Genomic DNA, 13,743 nt, shown 5'->3' on the forward strand with positions numbered 1-13,743 from the left:
CACCGAGCAGACGGTGGATGACCGTCAGTACCGGCAGGCCTGTGGAGGAACGTCAGCTCCGGAGTGCGAACGCCGACTCGTACAGGCAGACCGAGGCCGCCGTCGCCAGGTTCATCGACTCCGCCTGGCCGTAGATCGGCACCTTCACCGCACGGTCGACGAGCGCGAGGTCCTCGGTGGTGAGCCCACGGGCCTCGTTGCCGAACACCCACGCGGTCGGACCGTCGAGCATGCCCTCGGCCCGGACCACCGGCAGGTCGTCGCCCGAGACGTCGGCCGCGAGCACGGTGTACCCGAGTGCCTTCGCCCGCGCGATCGTGTCGGCCAGGGTCACGCCGACCGAGACCGGCACGTGGAACAGCGAGCCCGTGGTCGACCGGACGACCTTCGGGTTGTACGGGTCCACCGACCGCCCGGTGAGGACCACCGCGTCGGCGCCGGCGGAGTCGGCGGCACGGATGATCGTGCCGGCGTTCCCCGGGTCCCGCACCTCTTCGAGGATGGCGACCAGCCCCGGCAACGCGGCCGGCTCGTCGGTGTCCCCACGGGCCTCCAGGTCGACGGCAGCGGCAGCGTCACCGACGCGACGGTCCGGGAAGACGTCCTTGACCGACGTCGGGAACTGCTGGCAGACGGCGACGACGCCCTGCGGCGTCACGGTGTCGGCCATCGCGTCGAGGACCTGCTCCGTGACGAACCAGGTGTCGACCGGCGCGTCGTCGAGCCCGTAACGGGCTGCGGCAGTCGGCGTCACGTAGAGCTCGCGCAGGAGCTCCGGGGCGTACTCGAGTGCTTCACGCACCGCCTGCGGCCCCTCCAGCAGGAAGAGGCCCGTTTCGGCACGGACGTCCTTCTTCGACAGGGCCGCGACGGCCTTCACACGTCCGGCACGGGGGTTCTCGAGGAGTTCGCTCACGACCCAAGTCTAGGAACGACGAAACCCCCGCCGTGCGGCGGGGGTTTCGCGAGCAGAAGAACTGACTACGCAGCCTTCGGGGCCGAGGTGTCGGCCGGGAGGGCCTTCTTCGCGGTCTCGACGAGCGCGGTGAAGGTCTCGGGGTTGTTCACCGCGAGGTCGGCGAGGATGCGACGGTCGACCTCGACACCGGCCAGACCCAGACCCTGGATCAGACGGTTGTAGGTCAGGCCGTTCGCACGGGACGCAGCGTTGATGCGCTGGATCCACAGGCGACGGAACTCGCCCTTCTTCGCGTGACGGTCGCGGTACGCGTAGACCAGGGAGTGGGTGACCTGCTCCTTGGCCTTGCGGTACAGACGCGAACGCTGGCCGCGGTAACCCTCGGCGCGCTCGAGGATGACGCGGCGCTTCTTGGCGGCGTTGACCGCTCTCTTTACTCGTGCCATTGCACTATTCCTTTACGATCCGGGGGCTCAGTGGCCGAGGAGCTTCTTGACGTTCTTCGCGTCTGCCTTGGAGAGGACCTGGTCCTCGTTCAGGCGGGCCTTGCGCTTGGAGCTCTTGACCTCGAGGTTGTGACGCATACCGGCCTGCTGCTTCATGACCTTGCCGGTACCGGTGATCTTGAAGCGCTTCTTCGACCCGGAGTGGGTCTTCTGCTTGGGCATGGTGGTGCCTTTCCGTGGGATGGATGGGAGCCGCGTCGTTGCGGGGTCGGTCTGGGGGACCTACTCGGCGGGAGCGTCGCTCTTGGCCGGTGCCGTGTCCTGCGCGGGAGCCTCGGCCGGGGCCTCGGTCTCGGTCTCGGCGTCTGAGTGGTCCTTCGCAGCGTGCTCGGTGGCACGACGCTCGGCCTTCTGTGCAGCGCGCTTCGCGTTCTGCTCGCCCTTGACGTCGGACTTGTTCTTCAGGGGGGCGATGATCATCGTCATGTTGCGGCCGTCCTGGGTGGGACGGGACTCGACGACGCCGAACTCGGCGATCTCCTCCGCGAACTTGTGGAGGAGACGGACACCCTGCTCCGGACGCGACTGCTCGCGGCCACGGAAGAGGATCATCGCCTTCACCTTGTCGCCACCGAGGAGGAACCCCTCGGCGCGCTTGCGCTTCGTCTCGTAGTCGTGCACGTCGATCTTCAGGCGGAAACGGACCTCTTTCAGGTCCGTGTTCACCTGGTTGCGACGGGCTTCCTTGGCCTTCTGAGCGGCTTCGTACTTGAACTTGCCGTAGTCCATGATCTTGGCCACGGGCGGCTTCGAGTTCGGCGCGACCTCGACCAGATCCAGTTCGGCTTCCTGCGCGAGGCGCAGTGCCATGGCGATCGGGACAACGCCGACCTGCTCACCCTGCGGGCCGACGAGTCGGACTTCGGGAACGCGGATTCGGTCGTTGGTACGGGGATCGGTGATGCGGAGCTCCTTCAATCAGGTGGTGGTCGTCCGGGACGTTTGCCCTGGACGACAGCACGAGAGAGGAGATCTGACGCACGGATCGGAATCCGTTCGGCAGCCGCCCTGCGTCGGATCCGTGGACCCGACCGACGAGTGCACCCAGTTGCTGTGCACTCGCGGAGCGGTGGTGACCCGGTAGCCTGGTGGAACGCGGCCGCGGGTGGGAGAGACTCCTCTTTCGTGACACCGTCCGAGCGCTTCAGGAGAACCTGATGGCACACGGACAGCATCTGCCGCGAGCGAGTCTAGCAGAGGAGCACCGTGACCGACACCCCGATCGACGACGACGGCAGCGGCATCGACGCCGCCAGGGACATCTCGGAGGTGCCGGCCGTCGAACTCATCAACACCGTGGCCGTGCACCTGCTCAGTGCCGCCGCCGTGAAGGTCGGCCTGGCCGACGACCCCCAGGAGCAGACCGACCTGGACGAAGCGCGCAAGCTCATCACCGCACTGGCCGGACTGGTCACCGCCGCGGCGACCGAGATCGGCGACCACCACGCCCGTCCGCTGCGCGACGGGCTGCGCTCGGTGCAGCTCGCGTTCCGCGAGGCATCGGCGATCCCGGACGCACCGGGCGCCGGACCGGGCGAGAAGTACACCGGCCCCGTCAACTGACGGCTGGCGGCTGACGCGCGACGGGCACTGTTCGTCACGGCGCACGACGGGAGGCCCGTGGCGGGATCGCCACGGGCCTCCCGTCCGCCTTCGGGTGCGCGGTCAGGACCCGCTGCGGCCGACCAGGCGCGTGACGGCCGTGAGCGGGATGCCGACCCAGTCGGGTCGGTTCCGGGTCTCGTAGACGACCTCGTAGACGGCCTTGTCGAGCTCGAACGCATCCAGGAGCTCCCGGTGTGCGCCGAGGTCGGTGCCGGTCCCCCGCTGGTACCCGTCGAGGAACCGCACGCGTGCCTCGTCCGCCCAGCCCGCTGCGTCGACCGGTTCCGCGTCGTGCGCCAGGGCTCCGGCGACGTAGTCGAACGACCGGAGCATGCCGGCCACGTCACGGAGCGTGACGTCCGGCAACGAGCGTTCGGCCAGGGGACGGAGCGGCTCCCCCTCGAAGTCGAGGAAGACCCACCCGCGCGGCTCGGGGGCAGCGAGCACCTGACCGAGGTGCAGGTCGCCGTGGATGCGCTGCAGGTCCGGCCAGGGCGTCGCCGTCGCCGCCGCGTACACCGCTCGGATCGCGTCTGCGTGCTCGGCGACCGCCGGGGCCTCGCGCGCGGCGGTGTCGAGCCGCTCGTGCATCGTCGCGACGGCGGTCCGTCGTCGCGCCTCGTCGGCGGGCTCGGACGGCAGCGCCTCGGCGAGGGTGCGGTGGACTTCGGCGAGCGCCGCCCCGAGATGCTCGGCCCGATCGCCGAAGGGGGTGCCGGCGTGCGCTTCCTCAAGGGCCACGCGCCAGGCGTCCTCGAGGCCCGGCAGGAACTCCTGCGCGAGCGCGAGGTGACCGGTCGCCGTGCCGCTGCCCTGCCCGACGTCGGGCCAGCTGCCCCGCAGTGCGCCGTAGACCTGGGGGACGCGAGCACTGCCGGCTGCGGACAACGCGAGCTGCGTCGTGACGTCGGGGTTGTCGCCGTGGTGCAGGACGCGGAACACCTTGATGATGACGCGGGCACCGGACTCGGTGTCGCAGATGACCGAGGTGTTGGACTGCTCGCCGGTCAGGACGCGGGCAGCCGTGACGGTGCCGATGGGGCGGAGGCTCTGCGGGTCCGCGTCGATGCGTGCGGCGAGCGCCGTGATCCACGCGTGGTCGGCGGTGGCGTCGGCGATGGTGCCGTCGGGGCCGCTGGTCACGGGTGACTGGTAGAGGACCGGAGCCGCTGGTGCTGCGGGGGCTTCGTCGAGGACGAGCCGGGTGCCGTCGGCGGTGGAGAGGGTGCGGAGGCGCGGCACGGACCCCTTCGAGGCGTACCACCGGCGGTCGGCGATCCAGGACTCGAGGTCGTGGTCGCTCGGGGCGGTGTCGCTGGGGTGGCGGGCTCCGTCGCTCATGCAGCGGACCGTACGCGCCGAGTGCTGGCGAGGTGCCGAGTCCGTCACTCATCCCTGCACAGGGGGCGGTTCTGGGCCGCCCGTCCACAGAACGCGCCTGCGCTCGGACCGCACGGGCACCGTCGGACGACACTTGCGGACATGCCGAGCCAGCACCCCGCCCCCGACACCGCCCGCACCGATCCCCGCCGGAGCTGGCGGATCCCCGACGACCGCCGGTTGCCGGCACTCGAGCCTCTCGCATCCGCCGTCGAACGGCACGAGCCCGTGTCGCTCCGCGAGACCGTGTGGGACTCCGACGAGCGCGTGCTCGCGGCCGAAGGGGTGACGCTCACCCGCGCCCAGGACGGTTCCTGGAGCCTCGACCACGGCGACGGCCCGGTGCCGGTGGGCGCGGACCTCGATCGACCGAACGGCGAGCAGCCCCCGCGTGACGGGATCGAGGTGTTCCTGCGCGGGCGGGCGATGGCGACGGTCCGCGTCCGGGACACCACGACGACGCTCGTGACCCTGCGCGGCAAGGACGGTCGGGTGCGGGCCGAGATCGCCGACGTCCGGGTGGACGAAGGCGACCCGGACACCTCCGTGCTGCGGTCCGCACGGTGGTGGGCGCTGTCGGACGACGGGCGCGACGGCACCACGGCACGAGCGGCCGAGCGGGCCCTGGACGACGCGGCCACCGAGCCGCCGGCGACCTCGGCGGTCGCGGTCCCGCCAGCACCCGTGCTCGCACTGGAGCGGCGCGGCATCCGGTCGAAGCGACCCCGTTCGGGCACTGCTGCGGCGTTCGTGCTGCGGGTCCTCGAATCGCTGCGCGCCGACCTCGTCGCGGTCGACCCCCGAGTCCGCGCCGACGACCACGAGTCGGTGCACGACTTCCGGAAGGTGGTCCGTCGGCTGCGGAGCGTGCTCGCGGCGTACCGCGGAGCCCTCGACCGCGAGGCGACCGAGGCACTGCGGGCCGCCCTCGCCGAAGCCGGACGTGTCGCCGGGGTCGCCCGCGATGCCGAGGTCCTGCACGGCGGGCTGTTCCGGTCGGCGGCACGGGCCCCCGACGGCTTCGTCGACGCCCCCACGCTGGACCGGATCGGCGAGCAGGCGGCGGCACTCCGCAGCGCGGCCGCAGCGGAACTCCGCCAGGCGCTGCGCTCGGACGACTGGTTCCGCACCCTCGACACGCTCGACCAGCTGCTGCTCCGCGCCCCGGCCGGACCGCACGCCGACGACGCCGCCGCCGCCTTCGTCGCGCAGCGCATCGACCGCGAGCGCGCTCGGGTCCGACGACTGGTCGACGGTGGTGCGGCGGGTCTCGACGTCCTGCACGAGATCCGGAAGGCGGCACGGCGCCTGCGGTACGCACTGCAGGCAGCCGGTGACGTTGCCGACCTCGGGAAGCGGCGGCTCGGCCGGCTGCGGCGGGTGCAGGAGACACTCGGTGACGCCCTCGACGCGGCACACGCGGCGGAGGCCTACCGGCAGCTGTCCGGGCCCGCGGCTCGGGACGGCGCCGACACCTTCGGGTACGGGGCGCTGGCGACGGCCGAGCACGCGGTGCTCGAGCGGGGGCTGCAACGATCGCGGAAGCTGCTCGCACGGCTGTGAGCGCTGCTCGGCCTGCTGCTCGTCGGGCTGCTCTGCGAGAATCGCAGGCGTGCCCCACTACCTCGAGGACCTCGCCGCCGGACAGACCTTCACGACCCCGGGTCGCACGATCACCGAGGCGGACGTCGTGTCGTTCGCCTCGTGGACGAACGACAACAACCAGGTGCACACCGACGTCGAGTTCGCCGGCAAGACCCGGTACGGCCAGCGGGTCGTGCACGGGCTGCTCGGCACCTCGCTCTGCCTGGGGCTGATCGCACGGACCGGGGTGTTCGAGGGGTCGGCCGTGGCACTGCTCGGGATCGACCAGTGGCGGTTCACCGCGCCGGTGTTCATCGGGGACACCGTGACCTGCGAGGTCGAGATCCTGTCGACGCGCCTGACGAGCTCCGGCACGACCGGCATCGTCGAGCGGACGGTCTCGCTGCGGAACCAGCGCGGCGACGTCGTGCAGCAGGGACGCATGGACGTGATGGTCCTGACGCGCGGCGCCGCGATCGCCTGACGTCGCCCCGAGCACCCGCCGGGTGCTCCGGATGGCAATCGTTGCGACGCCCTTTACAACGATGTACCGGCGCGGGAGCATGGACCCATGAGCACGCTCGACGGCACCGTGGCCGCACCTGACACCGCATCCGCTCCCGCACTCCCCCTCGCCTCGCGGCAGGACGGCACCTACCCCCGGCCGCAGATGCTCCGCACCGCGTGGGCTGACCTCGACGGCACGTGGTCCTTCCGGAACGACGGCGACGACACCGCCTGGCGCACCGGGTTCCCCGACGCCCGCGACATCGTCGTGCCGTTCCCGCCCGAGTCGGTCGCCTCGGGCATCGACGAGCCCGGCTTCCACCCGGTGGTCTGGTACTCCCGCGCGATCACCCGCGCCGATCTCGAGGCCGCCGGTCTCGGCACCGCCGCACCCCGACTCGTCCTGCACTTCGGCGCCGTCGACTACCGCGCCCGCGTCTGGATCGACGGCCAGTTCGTCGGCGAGCACGAGGGCGGCCACACGCCGTTCTCCTTCGACGTGACCGACGCCCTCGCCACCGACCCCGACGCTGTCCACACCCTGGTCGTCCGCGCCGAGGACGACCCGCACGACCTGACCCAGCCCCGCGGCAAGCAGGACTGGCACGAGGACCCGCACGCCATCTGGTACCGCCGCACCACGGGCATCTGGCAGACCGTGTGGCTCGAAGCCGTGCCGACCGCCTCGATCGAGTACCTGCGTTGGACGAACGTCGACCACGCCACCGTCCGCCTGACGGTCCGGATCGCTGGCGGCCGCTCCGGCGGCGAGCGCCTGCGCGTCGTCGCCCGGTGGGACGAGCGCGACGAGCACCTCGCCACCGTCGAGGCCACGCTCGGCGACACCTCGGACGAGTTCGACGTGGTCGTGCCGATCGCGCGCCAGACGAACGGGCAGGCCGAGGACGAACTGCACTGGACCCCGGACGCCCCGCGCCTGGTCGACGCCACGGTCTCGTTCCTCCCCCGTACCGGCACGACGCCGATCGACTCCGTCGCGTCCTACTTCGGGCTCCGCACCGTCGGCGTCGACGGCGGCACCTTCCTGCTGAACGGCCGCAGCTACGACGTCCGCAGTGTCCTGAACCAGGGCTACTGGCCGGACTCGCACATCGCCGCGCCGTCGCGCGGAGCACTGCGCCGCGAGGTCGAGCTCATCAAGGAGCTCGGCTTCAACGCGGCCCGCAACCACCAGAAGATCGAGGACCCCCGGTTCCTGTACTGGGCGGACCGGCTCGGCATCCTGGTCTGGGGCGAGGCCCCCGGCGCCTACGCCTTCTCACCGCGTGCCGTCCAGCGCCTGATGCGTGAGTGGATGGACGCCGTCGAGCGTGATGCCTCGCACCCGTCGATCGTCACGTGGGTGCCGGCGAACGAGAGCTGGGGCGTGCAGCACATCAGCACGGATCCGGCGCAGCAGGCCTACGCCCGGTCCTTGGCCGACGTCACGCGGGCGATCGACCCGACGCGTCCGGTGATCTCGAACGACGGTTGGGAGCACACCAACTCCGACATCGTCACGGTCCACGACTACGAGGGTGCCGGCGACGCCCTCGCGGAGACCTACGCGGACGATGCCGCGCGCACGGCACTGTTCGCCCACTTCGGCCCGTCGGACCGCTGGGTGCTCGTGGGTGGTGCGCGGGACCTCGGCCAGCCGGTGATGCTCACCGAGTTCGGTGGCGTGAACTACCAGCCGGGTGCACAGCGGGAGGACGGCTGGGGCTACACCTCGGCCACCGACGGCGACGACTGGGTCACCCGCATCACGGCGCTGTACGACGCGATCCGGGCGAGTTCGTTCCTGGCGGGCTCCTGCTACACGCAGCTGACCGACACCATGCAGGAGACCAACGGCCTGCTCAACGCCGACCGCTCCCCGAAGGTCCCGATCGAGCAGATCCGTCGCGCGGTCACCGGTCGCTAGCCGGGAGGCCCACACTTCGTGAGCAGCAATGGTCGGGTCCGGCAGACGGACCCGACCATTGCTGCTCACGATGCACGCAGGTCGGCGCGCGGCCCGACGCATGGTCGCCCGCTGGCGCGGGCACGGGCCCTGGTCTGCGAGGATCGGGCGGGTGACGAGCGTGGCGGAGACGAGCCGGGCCTCCCGGTCGGGGGTGCGCAGCCTGCTGACCGGACCCCGCAGTGTGTGGACCGCGCCCCTGCTCATCTGGGCCGCCTCGCGCCTGGTCAGCACGTTGCTGCTCGCCACCATGTACGCGCTGGCGACCGCGAACGACTGGACGTTCACGTCGTACCGGCAGGACCCGTCGTTCTTCACGTTCTCCGGATCGTGGGACGCCTCGTTCTACCGGACGATCGCGGAGCACGGGTACCCGGCCACACTCCCCCTCGACGCCGCGGGCCACGTCGCGCCGAACGCCTGGGCGTTCCTGCCGGTGTTCCCGGCCATCGTGCGCGCCGTCATGGCCCTGACGGGGGCGTCGTTCTGGGTCGCGGGCGTGCTCGTCGCGACGATCGCGGGCGCCGGGGCCTGCGTGCTGCTGTACCGGCTCGTGCTCGCGGTGGGCTGCTCGCACCGGGCCCGCTGGGCCACGGCACTGTTCGCGTTCGCGCCGACCGGGTTCCTGCTGCAGGTCGCCTACGCCGAGAGCCTGCTGCTCGTGCTGCTGTTCGGCGCGCTGCTGGCGCTGGTGCGGCGTCGGTACTGGCTGATCGCGCCGCTCGGGGTGGTCGCGGCGTTCACGAAACCCGGGGTCCTCGCGTTGGCGGTGGCGCTGGCCGTGCACCTGGTCGTCCGGTGGGTCGGGTCCCGCCGGTCTGCTCGACCTGCCGAGGTGTTCCCGTGGCGTGACCGCATCACGATCGTGGCGTCCGGCCTCGTCGTCGCGGCGGCGGGCCTGGCATGGCCGGTGATCGCCTCGGCGGTGACCGGGCGGCCGAACGCCTACCTGGACACCGAACTGTCGTGGTGGGTGGGGTTCGTCGGGCGACAGCACTTCGCGCCGCTGACGCCGTGGTTCACGATGGCCTCGACGTGGCTCGGACCGCTCGGCATCGTGCTCGTCGTCGCGGTGCTCGTCGGCGCGGTGTGGTTCTTCTCGCGGAGGAGCACCCGGGCCCTCGGACCGGACGTGCTCGCGTTCACGGCGTCGTACGGGCTGTACCTGGTCGCGGTGTTCCTGCCGCAGCAGTCGTTGCCGCGGCTGCTCATGCCGATGGCGCCGGTGCTCGGGTCGGACGTGTTCGTGCGGACGCGGCGGCGAGCGGTGACGTGGCTCGTGGTCGGGGTGTGCCTGCAGCCGGTCGCGGTCGTGCTGCTCTGGTTCCTCGGGTACCCCTGAGCTGTTCGGGGTGCGCTTGAGCGCTGCGCGGGCCCGTCGGGCTACGCGTCGAAGGTGTGGAACCAGGCCGTCCCGCCCGGGTGCTGCACCGTGATCATCTCGTCGAGGTCGCGGTACGGGCCGTCCTGGTTGTGGCTCGCCGACTTGATGCGGATGGTGCCGTCGGGCTCGGTGAAGACCTCGGACACGATGGTGGTGTGGTCCGGCGATCCGTTCGCGTTCCAGTCGTAGAACACGATGTCGCCGACCTTGACCTCGTCGCGCTCGTCCGAGCTCCGACGCGTCAGACCGAACTCCGCGGCGTTCGTCTCGAGCCACGGGTCCATCGTCGGGCAGTACGTCCACGTGGCACTGTGCTCGGCACCGGCAGCCCGGTTGTACCAGTCGGAGCGCTGCTCCCAACCGCGGGCGATGAGCGTCTGGGAGACGTAGTTCGCACAGTCGCCACCGATCGGGTTCATGGTGCCGTACTCGGACAAGTTGTAGTCCTTCCAGTGCGCCATCGCGTACTGGAGCTGCCGGTCGACGTCGGTCAACGCGGCGTAGGCCATCGACGACGTCGCCACCGCGGTGGACGCGTCGGGCACCGGCGCAGCCGTGGGGGTCGGTGTCGCCGTGGCCGAGTCCTGCGTCGCGCCGGTCTGCCCGTCGTTCGCGGCGCTGCCGTTGCCGTCGGACGACTGGTTGGCGGACGGGCTCGGCTCGATCGACTCGGTGAAGAGCGCGACGGCGGCGTCAACAGCGGTGTACATCGCCTGGTGCGGGGCCGTGAAGGTGACCTTCGTGCCCGTGGCCGTGACGTCGCGCGCGGCCACCCCGCCGACCGTGACGCCCTTGACCGCGGCGAGGCCGGTGCCCGCGACGGTGACCGTGACGCCGCCGACGAGCGGGACCTGCGCCGGGGTCAGGGACTTCGCCACCGGCTTCGCGGACGGGGACGACGTCGTCTCGCCGCCGACCGGACCCTTGCTGCCGTCCTTCTTGCCGGCATCGTCGCTGCCGGACGAGCACGCGGCGACCGCGAGCCCGATCCCGGCGACACCGGCGAGGGACAGGAGTGCGCGGCGGTTCATCGAGGCAGTCATGACACAGCCAGCGTAAGCGACGCACCTGACGTTCCGACACGGCATGATCGTCTCCGGGGGGCGAGCGTCCTCCGTGTCCGCACGGACGCGTTCGAGAGGATCAGCAGACCATGCCCGAGAGCCACGACTTCTTCGTCGCCACCGACCCCGAGACCGCTCGCGCACGGGTGCGCGAGGCCCTCGCCCGCGAGGGCTACACCGTCGACGACGCCGAGCAGGGCGCACTCCGGGCCACGCGCGGCAGCATGGGCCTGACGCTGCTCATCGGCGGGCTCGCGAACGACCGCACCTTCCACACCCGGCTCGACGTGCAGATCATGGTCACCGCGGACGGCCGCACCGTCGCTCGACTGCTGCGCGGCTCCGGCAAGTCCGCGATCAAGGGCGGGGCGATCGGGATCTCGCGTGGCAACCGCGCCTTCGAGCAGGCCGCGAACGCGATCCACACGTCCTTCGCGCAGGCGGGTGTCCTGACGGACAGCTTCGCGAGCTGACGCTCAGGCCGTGGCGGGTCCGCTCGGCACGATGACGGACGACGGGCCCGGTGCCAGCTGGCGCCGGGCCTGTCGGCCTCGAGGCGGTCAGGTGCAGGAGACGTCGCGGTCGATGGTCCTGGAACCGTAGGGGACCTCGACCTGGACCATCGCGATCTTGCCGCCGGACAGGGGTGTCCCGGCGCAGGTCTTCCGTGCCTTGGTGATCGTGCCCTTGCCGATCGCGATCCAGTTCGACCGGCCGCGCAGCGGGCTGCTCGACTTGACCGTGCCCGCGATGGTCTTCCACTGCGAACCGTTCGAGTAGATGCCGATCGTGCGCACGCCACCGGCCTTGAGCCCGACGATCATGCCCTGCATCGCCGCGCGGTTCTGGGCGGTGTCCCGCTGGTACGACAGCCCCGTCTCGACGTCGAGCCACCAGCGGTACGCGGACGGGCTCGCGACGCCACGGCTCTTCACGTCGTCGTACCCGCGGGCGTACCCGTACATGAAGGAGCACGCCAGGGTGACCTGCTTCTTGCCACCCTTGGTCACGCACTTGCCGAACGGGTTGGTGGGCACCGTGCCCTGGTAGCTGTTCGACGTGGGCCAGACCGACGCCGCGAGGCCCGGATTGGCGAACAGCACGTACAGCTGCGTCTTCGGCTGGGTCGAACCCCCGACCGACCGCCCAGCCCACGCGAGTTGTTCGGCGAGGCACGGGTTCGTGGTGTTGCCGAGGGAGCCGTTGACGCCGACGATGCCGAACGCCTGGTCGGTCGGGACCTGGCGGCCGCACTGCGGCCAGGAGATGTCGACTCCCAGCGGGGTGACCGCTGCGGTCGCAGTGGAGGACGGACCGACGGCGACGATGCCGGCGACGACGGCCACCGTGGTCGCGACGGTCGCGATGAGACGACTGATACGGAACATGCTCTCCCCCTGGTCGGGCCCGGCGGGCCGGAAGCGCCCACCGGCGCACGGGGAGTCTAAGGCGGTGCGTCGGACAACACACCCCCCCTGTTCGTCCACAGCACGACGACAGCAGAACGGCCCGGAACCTGTCGGTTCCGGGCCGTTCGTGTTGCTACCTGGTGGAGCTAAGGGGATTCGAACCCCTGACCTTCTCATTGCGAACGAGACGCGCTACCAACTGCGCCATAGCCCCAAGTGCTCGATCACACTAGCACCACCGTTCGGCCGATCCGAAATCGTGGGCAGCCGTTCGGCGTGCCGCTGGTGCCGCGGGTCAGACCGCGCGGCGCCGACGCATGATCGCGTCGAGATCGGCCTGCTGGTACGCGTCGTCGTCCAGGACGCCCATGCCGGCCCACTTGCTCGGCGGGCCCGGCGGCGTGGTCGGCTCGTCCGGCGTCTCGGCGACGAGCTCCGGGACGGCGGGAGCCCGCAGCCCCAGCCGCTCGGCGAGACGCCCCTGGTCGTGGGCGGACAGCGACGCGGCAGCGTCCTCGAGCTCCGGACGCATCCGGGACACGGTGGCGAGTGACGGGTCGGCCTCGCCTGCGCGGATGGCAGCAGCTTCCGCCTCGGCCTCGGCCTTGGCCTCGGCGACGCGCTCCTTGAGTCGCGCGGCGAGCTCGGCCGACGACTCCGGCGAGGCAGCGGGCGCTGTCGGACGCTCCACGTACAGCGGCTTCGGCACCCGGTTCGGGGTCCAGCTGCGGTCCTGCGCGGGTTCTGCGGACTGCTCGGTCGTCAGCGGCGGCGCCGGGTCCGTCCACGTGCTCGCAGGCCGGGAGGCACGGGTCGCGCCCGCCTCGGCCGCCGCGACACGGGTCTTCCGTGCCGTCGCCACCTGGTGCAGCTGGGCAAGGACCGCTGCGGACCCACCCGCGGCGAGGAGCCCCGCGACACCGACGAGCCACAGGGCGGGCGCTGCGACGAAGACGACGAGCGCGACGACGACGCCGAGCGTGCCGAACAGGGTGGCTCCGAGCCGGGAGCGTCGCATGCGCATCGCGGTCAGTGCGGGCACCGACGACGCACGCTCGAGGACGGGAGCCTGCTCCGCGAGCCGACGGGTGATCTCGCGCTGACGTGCGGCCTCGTGGGCGCGGACGATCGCGGTGCGCTTGGCCTCTTCGGACCGGGCGACGCGCTGCGCCTCGGCCAGGGACTTCGCGTTCATCTCGACACGGACCTCGTCGGGCAGTTCAGCGGTCTGCGCCAGGATCCGCAGGGTCTGCTGCAGTCGGATCGCGTTGCGTTCGGTGGCCAGGTACTGGCGTCGGGCAGCCCACGACGGCATCAGGTAGACGAGCCAGAGGACGGCCGCGACGAGCAGGACGATGCCGCCACCCCACGAGCCGATTCCTGCCATGGGGACACGGTAGGGGCGGGGGTATCCCCGTC

At 71.4% G+C, this 13,743-nt stretch carries 14 protein-coding genes and 1 tRNA gene; 6 read left to right on the plus strand and 9 right to left on the minus strand.

The window, feature by feature from the left end; all coding sequences use genetic code 11:
* Nucleotides 1-52 precede the first annotated feature (52 nt).
* From GVL05_RS00060 to infC, 4 genes are all read right to left on the minus strand, one after another.
* Nucleotides 53-916: an RNA methyltransferase gene (locus GVL05_RS00060; protein WP_123936799.1), complete on the minus strand. Its 864-nt coding sequence runs from the start codon at nt 914-916 to the stop codon at nt 53-55.
* Between the two features lie 65 nt (nt 917-981).
* Nucleotides 982-1,365, minus strand: a complete 384-nt coding sequence (rplT, locus tag GVL05_RS00065) for a 50S ribosomal protein L20 (protein WP_111086285.1) — start codon at nt 1,363-1,365, stop codon at nt 982-984.
* Between the two features lie 27 nt (nt 1,366-1,392).
* Nucleotides 1,393-1,587 carry a 50S ribosomal protein L35 gene (gene rpmI, locus GVL05_RS00070; RefSeq protein WP_111086286.1) on the minus strand — a complete coding sequence of 65 codons (195 nt, stop codon included), beginning with the start codon at nt 1,585-1,587 and terminating at the stop codon, nt 1,393-1,395.
* A gap of 60 nt (nt 1,588-1,647) precedes the next feature.
* Entirely contained in the window at nt 1,648-2,343 is a 696-nt protein-coding gene (gene infC / locus GVL05_RS00075) for a translation initiation factor IF-3 (protein WP_123293372.1), read from the minus strand.
* A gap of 288 nt (nt 2,344-2,631) precedes the next feature.
* Here infC and GVL05_RS00080 point away from each other — a divergent pair, with 288 nt between their 5' ends.
* Nucleotides 2,632-2,988, plus strand: coding sequence for a DUF1844 domain-containing protein (locus GVL05_RS00080; protein ID WP_173170823.1), 357 nt, complete (start codon nt 2,632-2,634; stop codon nt 2,986-2,988).
* 102 nt (nt 2,989-3,090) lie between these two features.
* Here GVL05_RS00080 and GVL05_RS00085 read toward each other — a convergent pair whose 3' ends face one another.
* Nucleotides 3,091-4,371: a phosphotransferase gene (locus GVL05_RS00085; protein ID WP_159570171.1), complete on the minus strand. Its 1,281-nt coding sequence runs from the start codon at nt 4,369-4,371 to the stop codon at nt 3,091-3,093.
* A gap of 141 nt (nt 4,372-4,512) precedes the next feature.
* On the opposite strand from GVL05_RS00085, the gene GVL05_RS00090 reads away from it, so the two are divergent.
* From GVL05_RS00090 to GVL05_RS00105, 4 genes are all read left to right on the plus strand, one after another.
* Nucleotides 4,513-5,973 (plus strand): CHAD domain-containing protein, encoded by a 1,461-nt coding sequence (locus GVL05_RS00090; protein ID WP_159570174.1) that lies wholly within the window; start codon nt 4,513-4,515, stop codon nt 5,971-5,973.
* Between the two features lie 49 nt (nt 5,974-6,022).
* The gene (locus GVL05_RS00095; RefSeq protein WP_131877385.1) at nt 6,023-6,478 is read left to right on the plus strand and encodes a MaoC/PaaZ C-terminal domain-containing protein; all 456 of its coding nucleotides are present in this window, start codon (nt 6,023-6,025) and stop codon (nt 6,476-6,478) included.
* Between the two features lie 87 nt (nt 6,479-6,565).
* The gene (locus tag GVL05_RS00100; RefSeq protein WP_159570177.1) at nt 6,566-8,428 is read left to right on the plus strand and encodes a glycoside hydrolase family 2 protein; all 1,863 of its coding nucleotides are present in this window, start codon (nt 6,566-6,568) and stop codon (nt 8,426-8,428) included.
* A gap of 151 nt (nt 8,429-8,579) precedes the next feature.
* Nucleotides 8,580-9,809, plus strand: a complete 1,230-nt coding sequence (locus GVL05_RS00105) for a hypothetical protein (RefSeq protein ID WP_159570180.1) — start codon at nt 8,580-8,582, stop codon at nt 9,807-9,809.
* 41 nt (nt 9,810-9,850) lie between these two features.
* Here GVL05_RS00105 and GVL05_RS00110 read toward each other — a convergent pair whose 3' ends face one another.
* Entirely contained in the window at nt 9,851-10,894 is a 1,044-nt protein-coding gene (locus GVL05_RS00110) for an amidase domain-containing protein (RefSeq protein WP_159570183.1), read from the minus strand.
* 110 nt (nt 10,895-11,004) lie between these two features.
* Here GVL05_RS00110 and GVL05_RS00115 point away from each other — a divergent pair, with 110 nt between their 5' ends.
* On the plus strand, nt 11,005-11,388 hold the full coding sequence (locus tag GVL05_RS00115; RefSeq protein ID WP_123340806.1) for a hypothetical protein: 384 nt from the start codon (nt 11,005-11,007) through the stop codon (nt 11,386-11,388).
* Nucleotides 11,389-11,475: 87 nt separating this feature from the next.
* Here the strand turns inward: GVL05_RS00115 and GVL05_RS00120 are convergent, their stop codons facing one another.
* From GVL05_RS00120 to GVL05_RS00130, 3 genes are all read right to left on the minus strand, one after another.
* Nucleotides 11,476-12,303 (minus strand): hypothetical protein, encoded by an 828-nt coding sequence (locus GVL05_RS00120; protein ID WP_159570186.1) that lies wholly within the window; start codon nt 12,301-12,303, stop codon nt 11,476-11,478.
* Between the two features lie 159 nt (nt 12,304-12,462).
* Nucleotides 12,463-12,538: transfer RNA gene (locus GVL05_RS00125), tRNA-Ala, on the minus strand.
* Nucleotides 12,539-12,619: 81 nt separating this feature from the next.
* Nucleotides 12,620-13,711 (minus strand): hypothetical protein, encoded by a 1,092-nt coding sequence (locus tag GVL05_RS00130; protein WP_159570189.1) that lies wholly within the window; start codon nt 13,709-13,711, stop codon nt 12,620-12,622.
* Nucleotides 13,712-13,743 lie beyond the last annotated feature (32 nt).

This window comes from Curtobacterium sp. 18060, assembly GCF_902706105.1.
GTDB lineage: Bacteria > Actinomycetota > Actinomycetes > Actinomycetales > Microbacteriaceae > Curtobacterium.